This is a genomic window from Larkinella arboricola (assembly GCF_003259745.1).
Classification (GTDB): Bacteria; Bacteroidota; Bacteroidia; order Cytophagales; family Spirosomataceae; genus Larkinella; species Larkinella arboricola.
Genome location: NZ_QLMC01000001.1, coordinates 890,811 through 910,944 on the forward strand (window position 1 = coordinate 890,811; position 20,134 = coordinate 910,944).

Genomic DNA, 20,134 nt, shown 5'->3' on the forward strand with positions numbered 1-20,134 from the left:
CACACTCTTATGAAAAAACGCATTCTGATTACCGGCTCCAACGGTTTGCTGGGGCAAAAACTGGTTCATCTATTAACGCAGCAGCCTGACGTGGAGTTAATTGCCACCGCGCGCGGAGCCAACCGCCTGCCCGCATCGGAGCGTTATACCTATCAGCCGATGGATATTACCGACCGGCAACAGGTACTCGACGTGGTGGGGGAGACGAAACCGGATGTGATTATTCACACGGCGGCCATGACCAACGTGGATCAGTGCGAAGCGGAGAAGGATGCGTGTTGGGCGCAGAATGTGTCGGCGGTGGAGTATCTGGTGGAAGCGAGCCGGATCAACGATGCGTTTCTGGTGCACGTTTCAACGGATTTCATCTTCGACGGTGCGGCCGGTCCGTACGACGAAGAGGCTGAGGCCAATCCCATCAGTTTCTACGGCTGGAGCAAATATGCCGCCGAAAAAGCCGTTATCCATTCAGGGATCAAATGGGCCATTGCCCGGACGGTATTGGTCTACGGCATTGCCCACGACATGAGCCGGACCAACATTATTCTGTGGGTAAAAAAATCGCTGGAAGATGGCAAGACGATCAAGGTCGTAACGGACCAGTGGCGCTCTCCAACGCTGGCCGAAGACCTGGCTATGGGCTGCTGGCTGATTGCCGACAAAGAAGCGGAAGGGATTTATAATATTTCCGGGAAAGATTTTCTAACTCCCTACGAAATGGCTATCAAAACCGCCGATTACTTCCAACTGGATAAGTCGCTCATCACCCAGGCCGATTCCTCGACGTTTACGCAACCGGCCCGGCGGCCCCCGCGTACGGGTTTCGTGCTAGATAAACCGCGCCGGGTTCTGGGCTACGACCCGAAAAGTTTTGAAGAAGGCATTGCCGTTCTGGCTGCGCAGATTTCATAAAAGAGTAGTACGGGATTCGGTTTGGGAGGCTGTAGCCACGATTCATAAACCGGATCCCGCAGCCTAAGTGAGTACGTTATAAACCCTGAACCCTTATGAAATGGCTTTTATTTGTTGCTCTGATTGGTATATCGCTGACTAGCCAGGCGCAGTTGCCGGCTACCGGAAAACGGGTGTATGGCCCTGTAACGACAAAGCGCGGCATTGTTCTGAAAGAAGGTGATCAGGTGCGGTTTGGTGAAGGTGGTCTGGCGTCGGGCGGTTATCAGCACATTTATCTGACGTTCGATAAGTTTGGACAAAAAGCAGAAACCGCTCATCTGGAAGAAGGCTATGCTTACAAATACGCGACGATCAAAGAGTTTCGGGAAGTTGGCTCCGGCAGCGACCGGCGGCTGGTGGCTCTGATTCGTCCGAAAGGCGGAGTCAGCATTCACTTTCGGGCGGTCGATCTCGAACCGGCCATGCAGTCCAAGGAAATCATCTCCATCAACGGAACGGCAATCAGCAAACTGATCTCGAAGAAGCAGATTTAAGCGGTGTTATGCCGCCCTTTTTTATACCAAAGCGACAGCCGCATGTATCGCCGTTTCGACGGCGATTTCTTCGAAAGAACAATCCAATAGGTAAGCCCGTTTGGCCGTTAACAAAGAGAAATGGCCTAAAGCGGGTTATAACTGGCTTTTAGTGGATCATTAAACATTCTGGGCAGATTTGCTCAGAATTGGTTAGCTTGGATTAATTATTACAAAACCGTCCGGTCGCCATACAAATAGCCGCCGGATTGTATATATTTGTCATGGATTATTCCGTTACTTTTTTGAATCTCACTAATCTTTTACTCAGTACATTATGAACAGAAGAGATGCCCTGATGCGGGTTGCGGCTTTGATGGGGACCACCCTATCGCTTCCTGCACTCGCGGATACGCTCGAAGCCTCGGCGACCAAGCGCGCCGTTAGCGGAAAGCCTCTGTTGTTTACGGCAGACCAGGACACGATGGTCGCTGAAATGACCGAAGTCATTATTCCCACGACCAACACGCCCGGTGCCAAGGCTGCTAAAGTCAACGAGATCATTGATATTATTCTGAAAGACTGTTATCCTCAGAAAGAACAGAAGCTGTTTCTGGACGGGTTGGCGCATACCAATGAACTGAGTCAGGCCAGTTATAACAAAAATTTCGTGGCTCTCGACGAGAAGCAGCGCATCGAAGTGATGACCAAGCTCCAGGCTGAAGCCGCCGAGCAACGGAAAGCCATGGCCAATCTGCCCGCCGAACAGCGGTATACACCGTTCTTCAACACGCTGAAATCGCTGACACTGAACGGTTATTTTACCTCCCAGATCGGCGCAACCCAGGCGCTGGAGTATGTCGCCGTGCCGGGGCGCTTTCAGGGGTGCATTGATCTGAAGCCCGGCCAGAAAGCCTGGGCCATCTAGTTGTAAATGAACAGGACGGAACCGCTTCACGGTATATTGTTCATTCTCTTTTTAAAATTTCATTCAGACCAACATGAATCTTAATATAGATAGCATAAAAGCAACTACCTACGACGCCATTGTGGTCGGATCAGGTATTAGCGGAGGATGGGCGGCCAAAGAGCTGACCGAGAAGGGGTTGAAAGTGCTGATGCTCGAACGGGGCGAAGACATTAAACACATTGAAGGCTACAAAACGGCCATGACCGATCCCTGGCAGTTTCCGCACCGGGGCCGGGTGCCTTCACAAATTGCCGAAGAACAGGCTGTGCAGGCCCGGACGGGTTACACCATCTCGGAAGCAACCGGTTACCTGTTCGTGAACGACAAGGAAAACCCGTATCTGGAAGATAAACGCTTCGACTGGATGCGCGGCTACCATACCGGAGGCCGTTCGCTGATGTGGGGCCGTCAGAGCTATCGATTGGGCGACCTCGATTTTGAAGCCAACATCAAAGAGGGCGTTGGTGCCGACTGGCCGATTCGCTACAAAGATATTTCGCCCTGGTACGATTACGTCGAGAAATTCATCGGCGTTAGTGGTTCCCGCGACGGATTGCCACAGCTACCCGACGGCCAGTTTCAGCCGCCAATGGATATGTACTGCCTTGAAAAGCACGTCAAAGAGGCCGTAGCGAAAAAATTCAACCGGTCGATCACGATTGGCCGGGTGGCTCACATCACCAAGCCGACGGCGGAACAAACCGCCTTGGGCCGGGCGCAGTGCCAATACCGGAATCTGTGTAGCCGGGGTTGTCCGTTCGGCGCGTATTTCAGCACCCAGTCGGCTACGTTGCCCGCTGCCATGAAAACCAAGCGGCTGACGCTCCGTCCGCATTCCATCGTAACGTCCATTATTTACGACGAAGGAAAACAAAAAGCGACGGGTGTGCGCGTGCTCGATCAGTTGACGAACGAGGAAATGACGTTCAACGCCCGTATCATTTTCCTGTGTGCCTCGTCGATGGCTTCCACCTACATCCTGATGAACTCGATTTCAAACCGTTTTCCGAACGGTTTGGGCAACGACAGCGGGGTGCTGGGCCACTATGTGATGGACCACCATTTCCGGGTCGGCGCCAGCGGTATGTACGAAGGCTTTACCGATAAATACTACTACGGTCGGCGGGCCAACGGTATTTACATACCGCGTTTCCGCAACCTGCCGGGTCAGGAAAAACGCGATTATCTGCGCGGATTCGGTTATCAGGGTGGGGCTTCCCGCCTGAACTGGGGCCGTGGTACGGCTACGGAAGGCTTTGGGGCTTCGTTTAAGGAAGAAATGACCAAACCCGGACCGTGGGTGATGAACCTCGGCGGTTTCGGCGAATGTCTGCCGTATTTCGAAAACAAAGTCGTGATCGACAAGTCGAAGAAAGATAAATACGGGTTGGCGGTGCTGCGTTTCGATGCCGAATTCAAAGACAACGAAATGCGGATGCGGAAAGACATGGGTAACGACGCAGCCGAAATGCTCGAAGCCGCTGGTCTGAAAAACGTGACGATCAACGACAACGGTTCGTGGCCGGGTCTGGGTATCCACGAGATGGGAACCATCCGGATGGGTAACGACCCGAAACAGTCGGTTCTGAATAAATTCAATCAGGTTCATACGGTGAAGAACGTGTTCAACACCGACGGGGGCTTCATGGTGTCGGCTTCGTGTGTTAACCCGTCGCTGACCTACATGGCCATGACTGCCCGTGCGGCCAACTACGCCGTACAGGAGATGAAGCGTCAGAACCTGTAAGCCGTTCCGGCTTTTGGAATTAAGAGTGATGAGTTAAGAATGAAGGGTTGGCTGACGCAATCAGTAGTAACTCTTCATTCTTAACTCATCACTCTTAGCTCTTTTAAGTGAATTATTTTTTTTATTCGGTGTTCTATCAGAGAAGATACGTTACTTACTCATGATTGAAAGACCCATTACCGACTGGTTGCCTCTAACGAAACAGGAAGTTGAGAAAAGAGGTTGGGATGAAGTGGATATTGTGCTGGTGTCGGGGGATGCTTACGTAGACCATCCGGCTTTCGGAACCGCCGTGATTGGTCGCATCATGGAAAGTGAAGGCTTTCGCGTGGCCATCATTGCCCAGCCCAACTGGAAGGATGACCTGCGCGACTTCAAAAAGTTCGGAAAACCGAAATACTTCTTTGGCGTGACGGCGGGCTGTATGGATTCGATGGTGAACCATTACACGGCCAACAAGCGCCTGCGCTCCAATGACTCCTATACGCCCGGTGGGGAAGCGGGTTTCCGGCCCGACTACGCGACAATTGTTTACACCAAGATTCTGAAACAACTGTATCCCGACGTGCCGGTGTTGCTCGGCGGGATTGAGGCTTCGTTGCGCCGGGTTACGCATTACGACTACTGGCAGGACAGGCTGATGCCGTCCATTCTGGTCGATGCGCAGGCCGATATGCTGGTGTATGGGATGGGTGAGCAGCCCCTGCGCGAGATTCTGAGACTGGCGCGGCAGGGCGTTCCGTTTTCGTCGATGCGCAACATCAATCAGGTGGCGTTTCTGCACGACGCCAGCACCGAACTGCGGGACTACAACAACTGGAATACCGTGGCGCTGGCGAGTCATGAGGAGTGTCTGGACGATAAAATTAAATACGCGGCTAACTTCAAAATCGTTGAAGTAGAGTCGAATAAGTGGCAGGCCAACCGGATTGTGCAAAACGTGGGCGATCAGGTTCTGGTGATCAATCCGCCGTTTAAAACGATGGAGGAAGCCGAAATTGACAAGTCGTTCGATTTGCCCTATACCCGTCTGCCGCACCCGAAATACAAAAAGCGTGGACCGATTCCGGCCTACGAAATGATTAAGTTCTCGGTCAATATGCACCGGGGCTGTTTCGGCGGTTGCAGCTTCTGCACAATTTCGGCCCATCAGGGCAAGTTTATTGCGTCGCGGAGCGAAAAGTCGGTGCTGAAAGAAGTCGACGAAATCACGAAGCACCCCGACTTTAAGGGGTATATCTCGGATTTGGGCGGACCGTCGGCCAATATGTACAAAATGAAGGGCAAAGATGAGTCGATCTGCGCCCGTTGCCAGAGCCCAAGCTGTATTCACCCGGTAATCTGCTCGAACCTCGATACCTCACACAAACCGCTGACCGAAATTTACCGCAAGGTGGATGCAAATCCAGCGATCAAAAAAGCGTTTGTCGGTTCGGGCGTCCGGTATGATCTGCTGGTGGACGACTTCAACAAGAATAACCAGGACGGCAACCACGACGAATACATGGAGCAACTCGTTACGCGCCACGTATCGGGTCGGCTGAAGGTTGCGCCAGAGCATACTTCCGACGATACGCTGCGGATTATGCGGAAACCGTCGTTCAAGTATTTCAAGCTGTTTAAACAGAAATACGATAAAATTCAGGAGAAGTTTAACCTGAAACAACCACTGATTCCGTACTTCATTTCGTCGCACCCGGGTTGTGAAGAACAGGATATGGCTAACCTGGCCGCCGAAACCAAAGATCTGGGCTTCCAGCTCGAACAGGTTCAGGACTTTACGCCTACACCGATGACCGTGGCTGAAGTGATTTATTACTCCGGAGTACACCCGTATACGCTGAAACCGGTTAAAACGGCGAAGACGCGGGAAGAGAAGCAGGCTCAAAACCGGTATTTCTTCTGGTACAAACCCGAATACAAAGACTGGATTAGGAACCGTCTGAACAAACTTAACCGGCCCGATCTGGTGGAGCGGTTGCTGGGTGCCAAAAAGGATAAGGGTGGTAAACCGGCGTTTTCGCGCAATTTTTCGGGTAAAAAGAAGGGAAACCGGTAATGCCGTTGCAACCCTTTTGACGGCTGCCGTGTCATAAAGTACAGGGCCGGTTTTGACAACGGTAAAATGAAAGCCAGATTTTGCAGGACATTTTTTGTGGTATTGGTATGGAGCATCGTAGCCTCCTGCGACCGGATTACCGAAGAAGCCGTGCCCGATCCGGACCCAGTTGATCATGAAGAAATAGAATATTATACGCTGCCCGATCAGCAGGTTGCTATTGATCTGAAATCCATTTCCGGCCTGAATACCGTTACGACGCTACACATTACGCAAACGCCCCGCCTGGGACACGCGACGTTTAGCCGGAGCGGACTGCTGATTTATACCCCGCATTCTACCTTTGTGGTGGGCGAAGACCAGTTTATGGTCAGTGCCGCCAACGCGTCGAAATTGGCCCGGTCGTTCCGGATCAACATGGCCGCCGACAGCAGCCGGATTCCCTGCAATGCCGGGCCGCTGCCGGACTGGTACCGAACGCCGGAGAATCAGGCGCTTACGATGGACGTGCTGAAAAACGACCGTTTTTGTGATGCTACGGTCGATCTGGCGAGTCTGGAAGTGGGCCAGCAACCGGAACACGGCAAATTATCCGTCGAAAATGGGAAGATTATTTACACGCCCTCGGCGGGATTCAACGGTTTCGATTATTTCTTTTATAAAGTAAAAGCGGTTTTTCCGGATAAAAACCGCACGTTTCTGGCACCGGTCAAAATTGGTGTTGGCGACCCCTACAAAGATTGCCAGATTACGCTGCGCGACGACGACGTATACTGGAAGCAGTGGTTTATCACCGACTCGCTGCGCATTCCCGTACTGAGCAACGACCAACTTTGCCGTTCCCGCTTTGATTTGCCGATAACCATCACCCGGCCCCCTGTAAACGGTACGGTGAATGTGCGAAACAACACGGTGATTTACTACCCTGCCAACGGTTTTAAGGGCGAAGATCAGTTGAAATACCAGCGGTGCGACAATGGCGCGTGTCAGGAGGCCACCGCCCGAATCTCGATCAGCGGTCCGGAAGCCAACTGTGCGCTACAGGCCCGAAACGATAAGGGGCAGATTTCGTTGGCAGCTCTGTCTGCGGCCCCGAACCGGCGCGTGGTGTTTATCTACGCCCTTGGAAATGACCAGGTTTGCGTTCCTTTGCGGCAGATGGTAATTACCGATAATCCGTCTCAGGCTAATTTGCAGGTGTTACCCAACGGGGTGATTCTGTACCGGCCACCTGCGGATTTTAAAGGAAATCTGCAATTTACCTATGAACTGACGGACATACAAAGCAACAAGTCGTCGGCAACGGTCAATTTATCCATTAAATAAATTCAGACGGGTGAGTTTGTTCACTGCACGAAAAAAACGTAATTCGTAAGATTACCGTCGACTCCTCGGAAACCCGTTGTCAGAGATAGAACTGTTGCAGGCATGCCAGCGCCACGATGGGCGGGCTCAAACGGCTTTGTATGAACTTCACAAAGGCCGGATGATGGGCCTGTGCCGTCGCTATGCCCGTTCGCAGCAGGAAGCAGAAGATATGTTTCACGAGGGATTCATTCGCATTTTTCAGCAGATTCATACCGTGGAGCAACCTGCCCGGCTGATTCACTGGATGAAACGGGTGATGGTGAATACCGCCATCAACTGGTACCACAAGCACCACCACGAACAATTCGAAACCGACTACGAAGAAGCCTGGGAAACCAGCAACACCGACCATACCGACCTGCTGGCCCGCATCAGTACCGAGGAGTTACTCATGCTCGTTCAGGATTTGGCCGATGGCTACCGTATGGTGTTCAACCTGTACGTCATTGACGGCTACAGCCACCTCGAAATAGCCCGGATGATGGGCATTTCGGAAGGAACATCAAAGTCGCAGCTGGCGCGGGCGAAAGACGTTCTGAAGCAGAAACTGAAAAAAATGGGCGTTTTCAGCTATGGCCACTACTGACGAGGAATGGGAACGGCTTTTCCGGCAACGGTTCGAAAACTACAAGTCTGAACCGGATGAAGACGCGCTGGAACACATTCTGAGCCATGTAAAACCGGTGTCAGCCGGAAAATCATCGGCTCGCTGGAAAAAGCGGCTTGGTTCGGGACTGGTTGCGTTGGGCATTCTGGCCCTGTTACTGTTCAGCCTCTGGCAATACTTGCTGCCAACAGCAGCTGACCGCTCGAAATTGCCGACCGGAATTTCGGCTCGATCCACAAAAAACACGAACCCAGCGGAAGTTCCTTCTACTTACCGGGTTACGGATCCCGCAGCCCTGACCGCGGAAAAACGCCTATCCCGGGAGCGGGCGGAAGTCGTTGGCGAACCGTCTGATCAACGGGTGGCGATGAACCGGCGGACGGTTTTGCGGTGCTTGTTGGCACCGGAAATTATTCCGGATATTCCCGCCGGGGAAAATATAGTGTCGGCTCTGTCTTCAACCGCACACCCGATTTCAGAACCGGAGCGGACCTGGGCACAGCCAGACTTCGGGCCCATTGTTGCTAGACCCGTCCACGCTCCATTGCTCATGGCAGCTTTGCCAAACGTTCGAATATCATCAACGGACCACACACCAACTGTTGAACCCGACCGGCCAGGAATCAAGCCATCCTTTTTCACCAGCGTAATGCCGCTTTATACATTCCGGCAACTGACCCCTTCGCGGCAGGATGAGATCGTAATGGAGAAAATCCGCCCGGCAACCGCGCTATCGGCCCGAACGGGTTGGCGGGTGCAGGCCGGAGCCGAGTGGGCACTCAGCCGCACGTTTGGGCTGCGGGTCGGGGTGGTCTATCAGCAGTTGCAGCAGCAATTGACGTACACGGCCCGCGCTCTGCGCTCCGATTCGTCAAAAGTGGAATGGATTGATCCGCAAACGATGAAGGTAACGCCCTTATACCGGTCGCAGGAGCATCAGGTCAAAACCACCTGGCAGTATGCCGCCATAAGCGCGGAAGGCCGGTTGCAGTTAAATCCGGGGAAGGCCGGTTTGCGGCATTATCTGGCGGCTGGCGGTAGTCTGGGCTTTTTAATCAGTGGACGTTCCCGGCAAAACTGGCAGCCCATAGCACAGGCTTCTTACGGGATCGAGCGTCAATTGACCCAACAGGTGCGGCTACAGGTTGAACCGGGTATTGTTTATAATCTGCGCTCCATCAGCGATAATTCGCGGTGTTTCAGCGTCCGGCCTTACAGTTACGGCTTGGTTATCGGACTGCACTGGCAACCGAGTATATGATTTTTTTTACCTGATTTATTTAAAAAATATAAATTTTCTTAAACAACTTCAGAAGTCGGGGAGTTATTGTTAGTAATTGGTTCAATTATAACAACCATCATAAAACAAACTCAACGATGAAAAAGATAGTAATGATGGGGGCTCTGTTAGTGGCGGTTGCCTTCAACGCAAAAGCGCAGACAACACCCGGTACAACAGGTACCTCCGGTTCAACATCTAACATGGGTACTGGCACGACGGTAAATCCGCAAACGCAGACAACAACACCGCAGTCTACCTTACCGTCTACGACGGGAAGTACCAATACAACAAGTTATCCGCAGGGACAAGCACCGCTGGGAACCGTAAATCCTACTGGATCGACGGCAAATCCGCAGACGCAAACAGGCGTAGGAACGACACAGCAGCCAACGACCGGCACCACCACGATACCGCAGGATCAGGGCCAGATGAGCCGCGAACGTCGTTCGACTGACCCAACGTCTAACCAGACCGATTCAGGCCAGGGAACGACGAACAGCAACTCAACCCTGAACAATTCAACGAATCCGAGCATGAACTCGGGCAATTCGAACATGAATACGAATGACCGGAAAAACCGTAGAAACAACCGGAACCGGGGTAATTCGAACTCGACAATGCAACGCGATACGCTAAAATAATTAATAGAGAATCAGTTAGGTAATCCAGGAAAAGCAGATATCAGCTAGGTATCTGCTTTTTTTTCTCACTATTCCTATGAAAAAGCTACTTATTGCCATCCTGATCGGTATTTCGGCCTACAGCGTTGCCGGCATCAATTCCGATCATCAGTCTGCTACAAAACCGTCGGCGGTAGCTACTGCTGCGCAGGATACCACCCGAAAACAAAAAACAGATAAAACCGGAATGCAGGACCGGATGCGTCGGGGGCAGATCGACGATCGACGGCCCACAGGCGACCCGGATCCGAAGCAGTTACGTACTGATTCGCTCCGCCGGGGGGGCGCCATGAAGGTGGATACCGTCCGAAAATGATTGGCCACGGTTTCCAATCTGCAAAGTAAAACGATGGCGGCTGTGTCTTTGTAGTATACCGGTTCTTTACGAACGGTATCAACACCATGCAGACTCCGCTTTTCAAGTTTGTTATTCTCTCAGGATTGCTTTTCTATTCATCGGTTGCGGCTGGACAAGGGCCCGCCGGATTCAATTACGACGAGGCTAAAGTGCCCTCCTATACGCTGCCCGACCCGCTGATTACCTCAACGGGAAAGCGCGTGACGACGGCCCGGCAGTGGGAACGTGAACGGCGCCCGGACCTGCTGCGGCAGTTTGCCAGCGAAGTGTACGGGACAACACCCAACCAACAGCTGGCAACCCGCTACGTGGTGAAGTCGGTCGATTCATCGGCCCTGAACGGAACGGCCATTCGCAAACAGATTTCTGTTGTCTGGACGGAGTACCCCAATTTGCCTTCGCTGGACATTCTGCTCTATACACCCAAAAACGGTTCTGGACGAACGCCGGTTTTTGTGGGGCTTAATTACATGGGCAACCACAGCGTCAGTACCGAACCCGGTATTGCGCTGGCCAAAAGCTGGTTGCCGGATCGGAAAGACGGCAAAGTGGTGAACAACCGGGCTACTGAAGCCGCCCGGGGTGTTCAGCAATCACGCTGGCCGCTCGAACTGATTATAGCCAGTGGGTACAGTGTCGCAACGGCCCACTACGGTGATCTGGAACCGGACCATGCAGAGGGGTGGAAAAACGGAATCCGGTCTGTGCTGGACCCGCCGACCCAATCACGGAGTGATAGCTGGCAGGCCATTGGCGTGTGGGCGTGGGGAATGAGCCGGATGCTGGATTATCTGGAGACGGACTCATCCGTTGATGCAAAACGAGCCATTGCCATCGGGCATTCCCGGCAGGGGAAAGCCGCTTTGTGGGCTGGCGCGCAGGACCAGCGGTTTGCCGCCGTTATTTCAAATGATTCGGGTGAGGGGGGAGCCGCTCCGTCGAGACGGATTTTTGGCGAAACCATCGAGCGGCTCAACACCACGTTTCCTTACTGGTTTTGCCCCAAATACCGTACCTACAACAACCAGCCCACGGCCTTGCCGGTCGATCAGCATGAGTTACTGGCGTTGATTGCTCCGCGTCCGCTCTACGTTGCCAGTGCGCAGGAAGACCACTGGGCCGACCCCAGAGGGGAGTTTCTCAGCGCGCGGCAAACCGATCCGGTGTATCAGCTCTACGGAAAAAAAGGCATCGGTACAGATACCTGGCCGGATATTCACCAACCCGTTGGCGAAACCGTCCGGTACCACATTCGCGCGGGGGAGCACGACGTGAAGCGCTATGACTGGGAGCAGTTTATTGCGTGGGCCGACAGGCACGTTAAAAGAGAAGATAAAAAGGGAAAGTGAGACAAGAGATGGTCACCTGTATGGTTCTGCTCTCTTACCTCACTTTTTATTCACTTCCCACTTAAGCGGTTGCTTCAGCCAGCGCCGGGTAATCAGCGAAACCTTTTTCACCACCGGCGTACAGCGTGGCAGCGTCAAATTGGGCTAGTTCCGCGCCCGTGCTCAGCCGTTCGACCAGATCGGGGTTGGCAATAAAAGGAGCGCCAAACGCAATCAGATCGGCCAGACCGCTTTGCAGGTCTTCTTCAGCCCGGTCTACGGTATATTTATTGTTCAGAATCAATGTATTGCTGAATTTCTCCCGAATAGTTTTGATCAGGGGACGGGTCGTTTCGGCACCATCCGGAGCCGCCGTATCGATCAAATGGAGATAAGCGATGCCGAGGTCGTTCAGCTTTTCGGCGAGATACGTATAGGTTTCCGGAATTTCGGGATAAACGGCCATGTCGTTGAAGACGTTGTAGGGCGAAAACCGAACGCCAACGCGCTCTTTTCCGATGGCCTGGGCCGTCTGCTCCGCAATTTCCAATAAAAAGCGAGTCCGGTTTTCGACGGTGCCGCCGTATTCGTCCGTACGCTGGTTGCTGTGGGGATTAAGGAACTGGTCGAGCAGATAGCCGTTGGCACTGTGCAGTTCAACGCCGTCAAATCCCGCTTCTACGGCATTTTTGGCGGCCTGTACAAATTCCTGAATCGCCTGTTTTACGTCAGCCGTGCTCATTTCGCGGGGAACGGCATTCTCTTTCAAACCTTCCTGATCCGTCCACATGGGGCCTTTGGCCGGTATGGCTGAGGGGGCCACGACTTCCGCACCGGCGGGTAAATTCAGGGGGTGACCAATACGGCCGGTGTGCATCAACTGCACGAAAGCATGGCCGCCTTTTTCATGAATGGCCTGTGTTACGGTTTTCCAGCCCGCGATTTGTTCGGCGCTGAAAAGTCCAGGAATCCGGGCGTATCCCAGGCCGTTGGGCGAGGGTGCCACGCCTTCGGTAATGATCAGGCCAGCCGACGCCCGTTGAGCGTAGTACTTAGCAATCAGGTCGTTGGGGAGGTTGTCGTAAGCCCGGCTGCGGGTCATCGGAGCCATGGCAATGCGGTTGGTCAGTGTTATCGAGCCGAGTTGAGCTGGTGAAAACAGTAGATTACTCATTGTTGTTTTTTAGTCTTGTTAGTCTTGGTTCGGCGGTATAACACATCTATATATTTAAAAGTTTGGATGTTTAGGGGCAAATTTTTTAAGTCAGCTTATCGAGGAAGCCTGACAAGTCCTTCAATCCTTCTTTATTTAAACTTAGGTTCTGATTCCGTCCTTCCTTTTGAGAGTTTACTAAACCGCTGTCAATCAAGGTTTTGACGTGATGAGAAACGCATGGTTGTGACAGTCCGGTCATTTGCTGAATATCCGAATTGTTCAAACTGCCTTTTTCAGAAAGAGCCAGTAAAATTTGTAACCGATATTTATCAGCAATGGCACCGGAGGCTTTTTCAATAAATTTGCAATCCATCAGTTTGGGGAACACAAAGTCCGTTTAAACAGAACATAAATGCGTGTGTTTGCTTTATATTAGTACAACACGCTGCGCAAGTACGTTCACGATGTTGTAAAAATGGGTAACTTTCTTCAAATAGTCCAGCGAATTTACGATAAGTAGTTAAGAATTAGATAGGTTATCATGATACGGTTTCTATTTTTATTCATGATGTTGCTGGCTATGGCTCAGACGAATCATGCCCAAACGGTTTCGAAGGAAGCGGTTACTTTAAAGTCGGTTGCTTCGTTTCCGCTGGGGGCAGCTCTCAATCCGAAACTATTGAACAACGCCTTGTATGGCCGGATTGCCGAACGGGAATTTAGCAGCGTAACGGCTGAAAACCATCTTAAAATGCACCATATTCATCCGGAGCAAAACCGTTATGACTGGTCGGGCGGTGATGCGTTAATGGCATTTGCCCAGCGCAATGGGCAGCGGCTGCACGGGCATACCCTGCTCTGGCATCAGGCGGTTCCAAAATGGGTGCGGGAGTTTCAGGGTGATTCAACGGCCTGGGAGCAATTGATCAAAGAACATATTCAAACCGTTGTCGGCCATTACAAAGGCCGGATTGCGGCCTGGGACGTGGTGAATGAAGCCTTTGAAGAGGATGGAAGTTTGCGAAAAACCATCTGGCTGGAGCACCTGGGGCCGGATTATATCGCCCGTTGTTTCCGGTACGCTCGCGAAGCTGACCCGGACGTAAAGCTGTTTTACAACGATTACGGGCAGGAGAGTAGCCCGGGAAAACTGACGGCAATGCTGGACATGGTGGCCGATTTCAAACGGCGCGGTATTCCCATTGACGGGATTGGTTTACAGATGCACACCAACATCCGGCACCCGGACCGCCAGATTGAAAACACCCTTCGGCAGACCGTCAATACCGGCTTGCTGGTGCATATTTCAGAACTGGATATCCGCATCAATCCAGATAAAAAACCGGACCTAGTGCCCACCGACGCCCTCTGGCAGCAGCAAAAACAGAAATTTGCGTCGATTGTGCGGATGTACAAAACCGTCGTGCCGAAAGAGCAGCAGCACGGAATCACCATCTGGAACATCGGTGACGGCGATAGCTGGATTCCAAATTTCTGCAAATGCCAGGATTTTCCGCTGCCATTCGACAAGCAGTATGCCAAAAAACCGGCTTACGACGGTATCCTAGAGGGTTTAAAATAAAAAATCGGTTGAAAGTCTGCTGCTTTCAACCGATCGGATAAAACCCTACTGGTGGGTCTGGTTTGCTACAACAGTCCGTGTTAAAATTGAATCCCGACGTTCAGGCCCGGCCACATCCGTACCCGAACCTGCTCATCGTCCCACCGACGGGCAAACGTCCGGTCGTAAACGGACCACTTTACCCACTCCGTACCGACGCCTTCGCCGGTTTCAAATTTCGTTACCTGTACGTTGAAGGTGGGGGTGACGGTCAGGGCCAGGCGGTTGCGTAGCGGGAAAATAAAGCTTACCCGCGCCTGATTCAGCATATTGAGTTCGTCCCAGTAATTACCTTCTTCCTGAATCTGGTAGGAAATGGCTTCGATACTGATCTGGTTGCGTTTCCCCATCGGTTGGTTGGTACCGAGCCCGTAGCCGTATCCCCAGCGGATGCTGCCCCAGCGGACATTATCGCCGGTGGGCCAGGCGGCTCCGACGGTAAAAATGTTGTAAAACTTCCGGTTTCCGCCCATTTTGTAGCCAATACTGGCGTGAAGCGCGTCGCCCGCCCAGACTTCGAAGCGGTGGTAGCCGTTTTTGGACAAACTCAGCAGACCGATCTGCGCGCCATCGACGGTTTCGGCAATGTTGATCAGACCAATCTGGGTGCCTTTGACCCGCTTGGCAACGTTGGCAATTCCCGCAATCTGAACACCGTCTACCGACTCGGCAACGTTGGCAATTCCACCAACCTGGGCACCTCGGACATTTTCCCCGGCAATGTTGGCAATTCCGGCAAACTGGGCGCCTTTCACATTTTTACCGACAATATTGGCAATTCCGGCAAACTGGGCGCCGTAAAGCGGGCCACCGGCAACGTTGGTAATTCCGCCATATTGGGCTCCGTCAACTTCATTCCCAACCCCGTTTAAAATGCCCGAGAACTGCGCACCTCTTACATAATCTTTTTCCAGACTAAACAAGCCGCTGAACTCAGCGCCGTCCAGTGCCGCGGAAAAACCACCCAGAAGGTTGAGCGACAGCCGGTTGCTGACAATACCGTTATCCATGCCGTTGGTACTCAGGGGCGGAACAAAGCCGATCTGGACAGGCCGGATGGGATACCGGTTTTGCCGCGCTTCGTTCAATTGATTCCGCTGCTCATCGGTGTCCTGCGAAAAGGAAGAAGTCGTGACCCAAAAAAGAGAGATAGCAAGAGACAAGATTTTTTTCATGACCGTATAGGTGTTTACTGATGGACGGTTGTATGGTTTTAGATGAACGGAGCAATTGGTTGCCCCAACTGATCGTATGACCACCGTACCACGACTTACCCCCATTCGATTCGAAAAAAATCTTTACCCGAACCCGGTCGGCTGGTTATTTTTGTGGAAAATCGCTCCTCCACCATGAACCGCATCGACCGACTGACCGCTATTCTGATTCATCTCCAAACCAAGCGCGTAGTGAAGGCGCAGGAACTGGCCAAACGGTTTGGAACCAGCCTGCGGACGATTTACCGCGACATCCGGTCGCTGGAAGAAGCGGGGGTGCCGATCGGAGCCGAAGCCGGAATTGGGTATTTTCTGGAAGATTATCACCTGCCGCCGGTAATGCTGACCCGTGAAGAGGCCACGGCGTTGCTGTTCGGAGCGAAAGTGATTGAAACCTTCGCTGATGAATCGATCCGGACGCAATTCGACTCGGCTTTGTACAAAATAAAATCCGTGCTGAAACGGACGGATCAGGAGCACCTGGACGATCTGGAACCGCGCGTTTACGTGCAGAAACGCGCCACCACGCCCCCATTTTCGGATATGTTGCTGGCGGATATCCAGCGAGCGATTAGCATGCGGCAGGTGCTGCAACTGGATTACCGGTCGGCTTATAAGGAGGAAACCACGCTTCGGGAAGTGGAACCGGTGGGTCTGTATCACTACGGTTCGGGCTGGCACCTGATTGCTTTTTGTCGGCTTCGGCAGGATTATCGCGATTTCCGGGTGGACCGAATCCGGAAGCTGGACCATACCGGGCAGACGTATTCCAGCCAGAATCTGCTTTCCTTACCGGCTTACCTCGAACAGATTCAGCAGAATCAGAACCTGGAAGAAGTAGTCATCTTTTTTACGAAAAACGTAGTGCGGCACATTCAGGAAATGAAATACTGCTACGGGTATGTGTCGGAAGAACAGGTGGATGGCGGGGTTCAGATGAAATTTATGACGCAGTATCCCAAAGGGGTGGGGCGGTGGCTACTGATGTTTGGGAATCAGGTTCGGGTCGAAAAACCGGAGTCACTGAAGCAGATCATGCGGGAACTGGCGCTGGAGGTGCAGGAGCATTATATTTCTGAACTCGGCGTCCACGGCTTGAAGGATTAACCCAAATGGCGGTTACACTCTTTTACGCTGCGTAATTCGTGTTCAGAACGGTTAAACCTACTGACATACCGCTGTCATAACCGGGTGTTTATTTTGGGCGATTGTTCACCAAAACACCATTCGCTATGCAGCTTAAAAAAGCCCCATCACTCACCACACTGGCCTTTTCAACCCGGACCACCCTCCCTGAATTGAACGCGTTTGTTCGAACGGTGGCACGGCAATTATACCGCGAAGCCGTCCGGCTCGATCTCGAAATTACCGGTCCCATCATCTGGCAGTACGACGGCGTTGATGGAAAACCGGAAACCGTTTTTCAACTGGATATTCTCTTGCCAATTCATTCGGCTCAGGGCGAACCGGCAGATACTCTCGCGTTTAAGACCGTAGCGGCTTTTTCCTGTGCTTCGGTTGAGCATACGGGTCCCTGGGATGGGCTGGCTATCGTTTACCCTTCGTTGCGAAGCCGATTGATGCAGGAAGGGTATCAGCAGGGCGCACGGAGCCGGGAGGTTTACATCAATATGGATTTTGAGAATCCGGCTAATAATGTAACAGAAATTCAGGTTCAAATTATTTAAAACTACTCCATCATGAAACTCAACGCAGGCATTATTACCGATAAGCTGGCCGAAACCAAAGCGTTTTACCAAACCGTACTGAACTTCGGCATCACATTCGAGAACGACTTTTACCTGTTGCTGCACACACCCAATCAACAGGCCGAACTAAGCTTTCTGCTGCCGAATCACCCATCGCAGCGGCCCGTTTTCCAGAAACCGTTTGCGGGCGAAGGCGTTTACCTAACGATTGAAGTAGGCGATGTAGACGCCGAATACCAACGCATCCGGTCGCTGAACGTTCCGATTGAAATTGAACTTCGCGACGAACCCTGGGGCGACCGCCATTTTGCCATCGTGGACCCAAACGGGATTGGGATTGATATGGTAACGTATGCTAACCCGTCCTGAACCTGGGCTTACGCGGATTAAATCGGCCCGGTTTAATCCGCGTAAGCCCAGTTCACGACAGTTGAGATCGCTTCTTCAGCCAGTCTTTTACCGCCGGGCCGGTGCCGAATGGCCACGGTTTTAGCTCATTAATGGGCACGAGTTTATAAGCCTGAAGCTCTTCTTCGTCGATCTGAATATCTCCCCACGCCCGGACGTGGTAGGCAATGATCACTTCGTTGCGCTGGTAGAACGTGTACACGCCGAGCCGTTCGACAATCTCGGCTTCCAGCCCGATTTCTTCCTTGATTTCCCGCAAAACCGCCCGATCCGGTTCCTCGCCCGGTTCCAGAAAACCTGTTACCAGGCCAAACCAGTTGGCGGGCCAGCCCCGGTTCTGGATCAGAATAACCGTGTCGTTTTCGTACTCGACAATCGCGCCGACTACAGGCAGCGGGTTGTTCCAGAAGATATAACCACAAGCCGCCGAACAGATCAGCCGCTCGCGGCCTCCCGCAACACCCGGGATCAGCGAACTGGCACATTGGGGGCAAAAAGCCATTTTGGTCATGGGCGAGGAATCAAGGATTTCGGGTCAATATAAACAGCCCCGTTTGGATTTCCGTATATTTGCAACTCATTTAACGAATGTTACTTTGCCGAGACTACTGGCCATCGACTACGGAACAAAGCGCACCGGTTTGGCCGTTACGGATCCGTTACAGATTATTGCCACGGCGCTGGAGACGGTTCCGACGTTCCAGTTGCTGGATTACCTGAAGCGGTATATCGCGAGCGAACCGGTAGAAGCCTTTGTGGTGGGGATGCCCACCCGACTGGATGGTTCTGATACCGACAATACACCCCGGGTGAAAGCGTTTGTGGGGAAACTGAAAACGGCTTTTCCGGACATTCCGGTACACTGGCACGACGAACGGTTTACGTCGGCCATGGCGCTACAGGCGATGATCGCGGGCGGGACTAAAAAGAAGGATCGGCGGGAGAAAGGGAACATCGACAAAGTGAGCGCAGTGATTATTTTACAATCTTATATGGAATCCAGACGGTAATGATATTTCCAATAATTGCCTATGGCGACTCCGTTTTGCGGAAACGGGCGCAGGACATCGAGAAAGGAAGCATCGATGTGAAAAAATTAAGTGAAGATATGTTCGAAACGATGTACAACGCATCGGGCATCGGGCTGGCGGCTCCCCAGATTGGCAAGAGCATCCGGATGTTTGTGGTTGACGGCACGGCCCTCAACGAAGACGAACCGGAAGAAGACAAGGACCCCAGCCTGGACGGCTTCAAGAAGGTATTTATCAATCCGCAGGTTCTGGAAGAAAACGGCGAAGAATGGGGCTTTGAGGAAGGCTGTCTGAGTATTCCGCAAATCCGGGGTGAAGTATTCCGGCCCGAAATCGTCAAAATTCAATATTTCGATACCGACTGGAACGAACACGTGGAAGAGTACGACGGCATGGCCGCCCGCATCATCCAGCACGAATACGACCACCTGGAAGGCAAGCTGTTTACCGATTACCTGCCTCCGCTGAAACGCCAGTTGATCCGGAAAAGGCTGTCCGACATCACGAAGGGGAATGTGAAAGCGGATTACCGAATGAAGTTTCCGAAATAAATCGAAGGGAAATGATCTATCCGATTGTGGCATACGGTGATCCGATTCTGCGAAAACGGGCCGAGGACATCCAGAAAGATACCCTGGACGTTAAGAAGCTGAGCGCCGATATGCTGGAAACCCTGTTTGCTATCCCGGGGGCCGGGCTGGCCGCTCCGCAGATTGGGCAGGCGGTTCGGCTTTTTGTTGTGGATGCGCGGGCGTTGCAGGACGACGATGACGAGGAAGAAACGCCCCGGCCACCAGTCGGAAAGGTATTCATCAATCCCCAAATGCTGGAAACGGACGAAGATGAAGGGCTTTTTGAAGAGGGCTGCCTGAGTATGCCCGGCTTCACAGCCCGCATTTTCCGGCCTGTCAGCGTTAAAATCCGGTATTTTGACACCGACTGGAACGAGCACATCGACGAATACGAGGACCGGGCCGCTTCCGTCGTTCAGCACGAATACGACCACCTGGAAGGGAAACTATTTACGGATTATCTGCCCCCGCTGAAACGCCAGTTGCTGAAGAAAAAACTGTCCGATATCACGAAGGGAAATGTACGAGTGAATTATAAAATGAAGTTTGTGAAGTAGCCCGGGTGAGAATCCGCTTTCTTCCTTTCCTTCCGCTGTT

The 20,134-nt window shown here is 52.4% G+C and carries 22 protein-coding genes; 18 read left to right on the forward strand and 4 right to left on the reverse strand.

Going from position 1 to position 20,134, the window contains the following annotated elements:
* Window positions 1-9 precede the first annotated feature (9 nt).
* From LX87_RS03680 to LX87_RS03730, 11 genes are all read left to right on the forward strand, one after another.
* On the forward strand, window positions 10-912 hold the full coding sequence (locus LX87_RS03680) for an SDR family oxidoreductase (RefSeq protein WP_111626802.1): 903 nt from the start codon (window positions 10-12) through the stop codon (window positions 910-912).
* Window positions 913-1,007: 95 nt separating this feature from the next.
* Window positions 1,008-1,448: a hypothetical protein gene (locus LX87_RS03685; RefSeq protein ID WP_111626803.1), complete on the forward strand. Its 441-nt coding sequence runs from the start codon at window positions 1,008-1,010 to the stop codon at window positions 1,446-1,448.
* A 316-nt stretch (window positions 1,449-1,764) separates the two neighbouring features.
* Window positions 1,765-2,355, forward strand: a complete 591-nt coding sequence (locus tag LX87_RS03690; protein WP_229310536.1) for a gluconate 2-dehydrogenase subunit 3 family protein — start codon at window positions 1,765-1,767, stop codon at window positions 2,353-2,355.
* 73 nt (window positions 2,356-2,428) lie between these two features.
* Window positions 2,429-4,144, forward strand: coding sequence for a GMC oxidoreductase (locus LX87_RS03695; RefSeq protein WP_111626805.1), 1,716 nt, complete (start codon window positions 2,429-2,431; stop codon window positions 4,142-4,144).
* A 160-nt stretch (window positions 4,145-4,304) separates the two neighbouring features.
* On the forward strand, window positions 4,305-6,203 hold the full coding sequence (locus LX87_RS03700; protein WP_111626806.1) for a YgiQ family radical SAM protein: 1,899 nt from the start codon (window positions 4,305-4,307) through the stop codon (window positions 6,201-6,203).
* Window positions 6,204-6,269: 66 nt separating this feature from the next.
* On the forward strand, window positions 6,270-7,529 hold the full coding sequence (locus LX87_RS03705; protein WP_111626807.1) for an Ig-like domain-containing protein: 1,260 nt from the start codon (window positions 6,270-6,272) through the stop codon (window positions 7,527-7,529).
* A 76-nt stretch (window positions 7,530-7,605) separates the two neighbouring features.
* Window positions 7,606-8,157, forward strand: a complete 552-nt coding sequence (locus LX87_RS03710) for an RNA polymerase sigma factor (protein ID WP_111626808.1) — start codon at window positions 7,606-7,608, stop codon at window positions 8,155-8,157.
* A complete protein-coding gene (locus LX87_RS03715) occupies window positions 8,144-9,439 on the forward strand; it encodes a hypothetical protein (protein ID WP_111626809.1) in 1,296 nt (431 codons plus the stop codon). Before LX87_RS03710 ends, LX87_RS03715 begins: the two co-directional genes overlap by 14 nt.
* A 116-nt stretch (window positions 9,440-9,555) precedes the next feature.
* Window positions 9,556-10,101 (forward strand): hypothetical protein, encoded by a 546-nt coding sequence (locus LX87_RS03720; protein ID WP_146624421.1) that lies wholly within the window; start codon window positions 9,556-9,558, stop codon window positions 10,099-10,101.
* A 76-nt stretch (window positions 10,102-10,177) separates the two neighbouring features.
* Window positions 10,178-10,456 carry a hypothetical protein gene (locus tag LX87_RS03725; protein ID WP_111626811.1) on the forward strand — a complete coding sequence of 93 codons (279 nt, stop codon included), beginning with the start codon at window positions 10,178-10,180 and terminating at the stop codon, window positions 10,454-10,456.
* Window positions 10,457-10,542: 86 nt separating this feature from the next.
* Window positions 10,543-11,847 (forward strand): glucuronyl esterase domain-containing protein, encoded by a 1,305-nt coding sequence (locus tag LX87_RS03730; protein WP_111626812.1) that lies wholly within the window; start codon window positions 10,543-10,545, stop codon window positions 11,845-11,847.
* A gap of 61 nt (window positions 11,848-11,908) precedes the next feature.
* Here LX87_RS03730 and LX87_RS03735 read toward each other — a convergent pair whose 3' ends face one another.
* Together LX87_RS03735 and LX87_RS03740 are read right to left on the reverse strand one after the other, a co-directional pair.
* Window positions 11,909-13,000, reverse strand: a complete 1,092-nt coding sequence (locus LX87_RS03735; protein WP_111626813.1) for an alkene reductase — start codon at window positions 12,998-13,000, stop codon at window positions 11,909-11,911.
* A gap of 85 nt (window positions 13,001-13,085) precedes the next feature.
* The gene (locus tag LX87_RS03740) at window positions 13,086-13,355 is read right to left on the reverse strand and encodes an ArsR/SmtB family transcription factor (RefSeq protein ID WP_111626814.1); all 270 of its coding nucleotides are present in this window, start codon (window positions 13,353-13,355) and stop codon (window positions 13,086-13,088) included.
* Between the two features lie 168 nt (window positions 13,356-13,523).
* Here LX87_RS03740 and LX87_RS03745 point away from each other — a divergent pair, with 168 nt between their 5' ends.
* The gene (locus LX87_RS03745; protein ID WP_111626815.1) at window positions 13,524-14,564 is read left to right on the forward strand and encodes an endo-1,4-beta-xylanase; all 1,041 of its coding nucleotides are present in this window, start codon (window positions 13,524-13,526) and stop codon (window positions 14,562-14,564) included.
* Window positions 14,565-14,644: 80 nt separating this feature from the next.
* On the opposite strand, the gene LX87_RS03750 is transcribed toward LX87_RS03745, so the two are convergent.
* Complete coding sequence (locus LX87_RS03750; RefSeq protein WP_111626816.1) at window positions 14,645-15,778, reverse strand: hypothetical protein; 1,134 nt, start codon at window positions 15,776-15,778, stop codon at window positions 14,645-14,647.
* Window positions 15,779-15,952: 174 nt separating this feature from the next.
* Here LX87_RS03750 and LX87_RS03755 point away from each other — a divergent pair, with 174 nt between their 5' ends.
* The 3 genes from LX87_RS03755 to LX87_RS03765 all read left to right on the forward strand — a co-directional run bounded on the left by LX87_RS03755 (window position 15,953) and on the right by LX87_RS03765 (window position 17,895).
* Complete coding sequence (locus tag LX87_RS03755) at window positions 15,953-16,924, forward strand: helix-turn-helix transcriptional regulator (protein ID WP_111626817.1); 972 nt, start codon at window positions 15,953-15,955, stop codon at window positions 16,922-16,924.
* A gap of 125 nt (window positions 16,925-17,049) precedes the next feature.
* Entirely contained in the window at window positions 17,050-17,505 is a 456-nt protein-coding gene (locus tag LX87_RS03760) for a GyrI-like domain-containing protein (RefSeq protein ID WP_111626818.1), read from the forward strand.
* A gap of 12 nt (window positions 17,506-17,517) precedes the next feature.
* Window positions 17,518-17,895, forward strand: a complete 378-nt coding sequence (locus LX87_RS03765; RefSeq protein ID WP_111626819.1) for a VOC family protein — start codon at window positions 17,518-17,520, stop codon at window positions 17,893-17,895.
* 52 nt (window positions 17,896-17,947) lie between these two features.
* On the opposite strand, the gene LX87_RS03770 is transcribed toward LX87_RS03765, so the two are convergent.
* Window positions 17,948-18,445 (reverse strand): NUDIX domain-containing protein, encoded by a 498-nt coding sequence (locus LX87_RS03770; protein ID WP_111626820.1) that lies wholly within the window; start codon window positions 18,443-18,445, stop codon window positions 17,948-17,950.
* Between the two features lie 85 nt (window positions 18,446-18,530).
* On the opposite strand from LX87_RS03770, the gene ruvX reads away from it, so the two are divergent.
* Genes ruvX through def (LX87_RS03785) form a run of 3 tightly spaced genes read left to right on the forward strand, consistent with a single transcriptional unit; the run spans window position 18,531 to window position 20,094 of the window.
* The gene (ruvX, locus tag LX87_RS03775) at window positions 18,531-18,944 is read left to right on the forward strand and encodes a Holliday junction resolvase RuvX (protein ID WP_111627470.1); all 414 of its coding nucleotides are present in this window, start codon (window positions 18,531-18,533) and stop codon (window positions 18,942-18,944) included.
* Window positions 18,944-19,516: a peptide deformylase gene (gene def, locus LX87_RS03780; RefSeq protein WP_111626821.1), complete on the forward strand. Its 573-nt coding sequence runs from the start codon at window positions 18,944-18,946 to the stop codon at window positions 19,514-19,516. Before ruvX ends, def (LX87_RS03780) begins: the two co-directional genes overlap by 1 nt.
* Before the next feature lie 11 nt (window positions 19,517-19,527).
* Window positions 19,528-20,094, forward strand: coding sequence for a peptide deformylase (def, locus tag LX87_RS03785; RefSeq protein ID WP_111626822.1), 567 nt, complete (start codon window positions 19,528-19,530; stop codon window positions 20,092-20,094).
* Window positions 20,095-20,134: the final 40 nt, after the last annotated feature.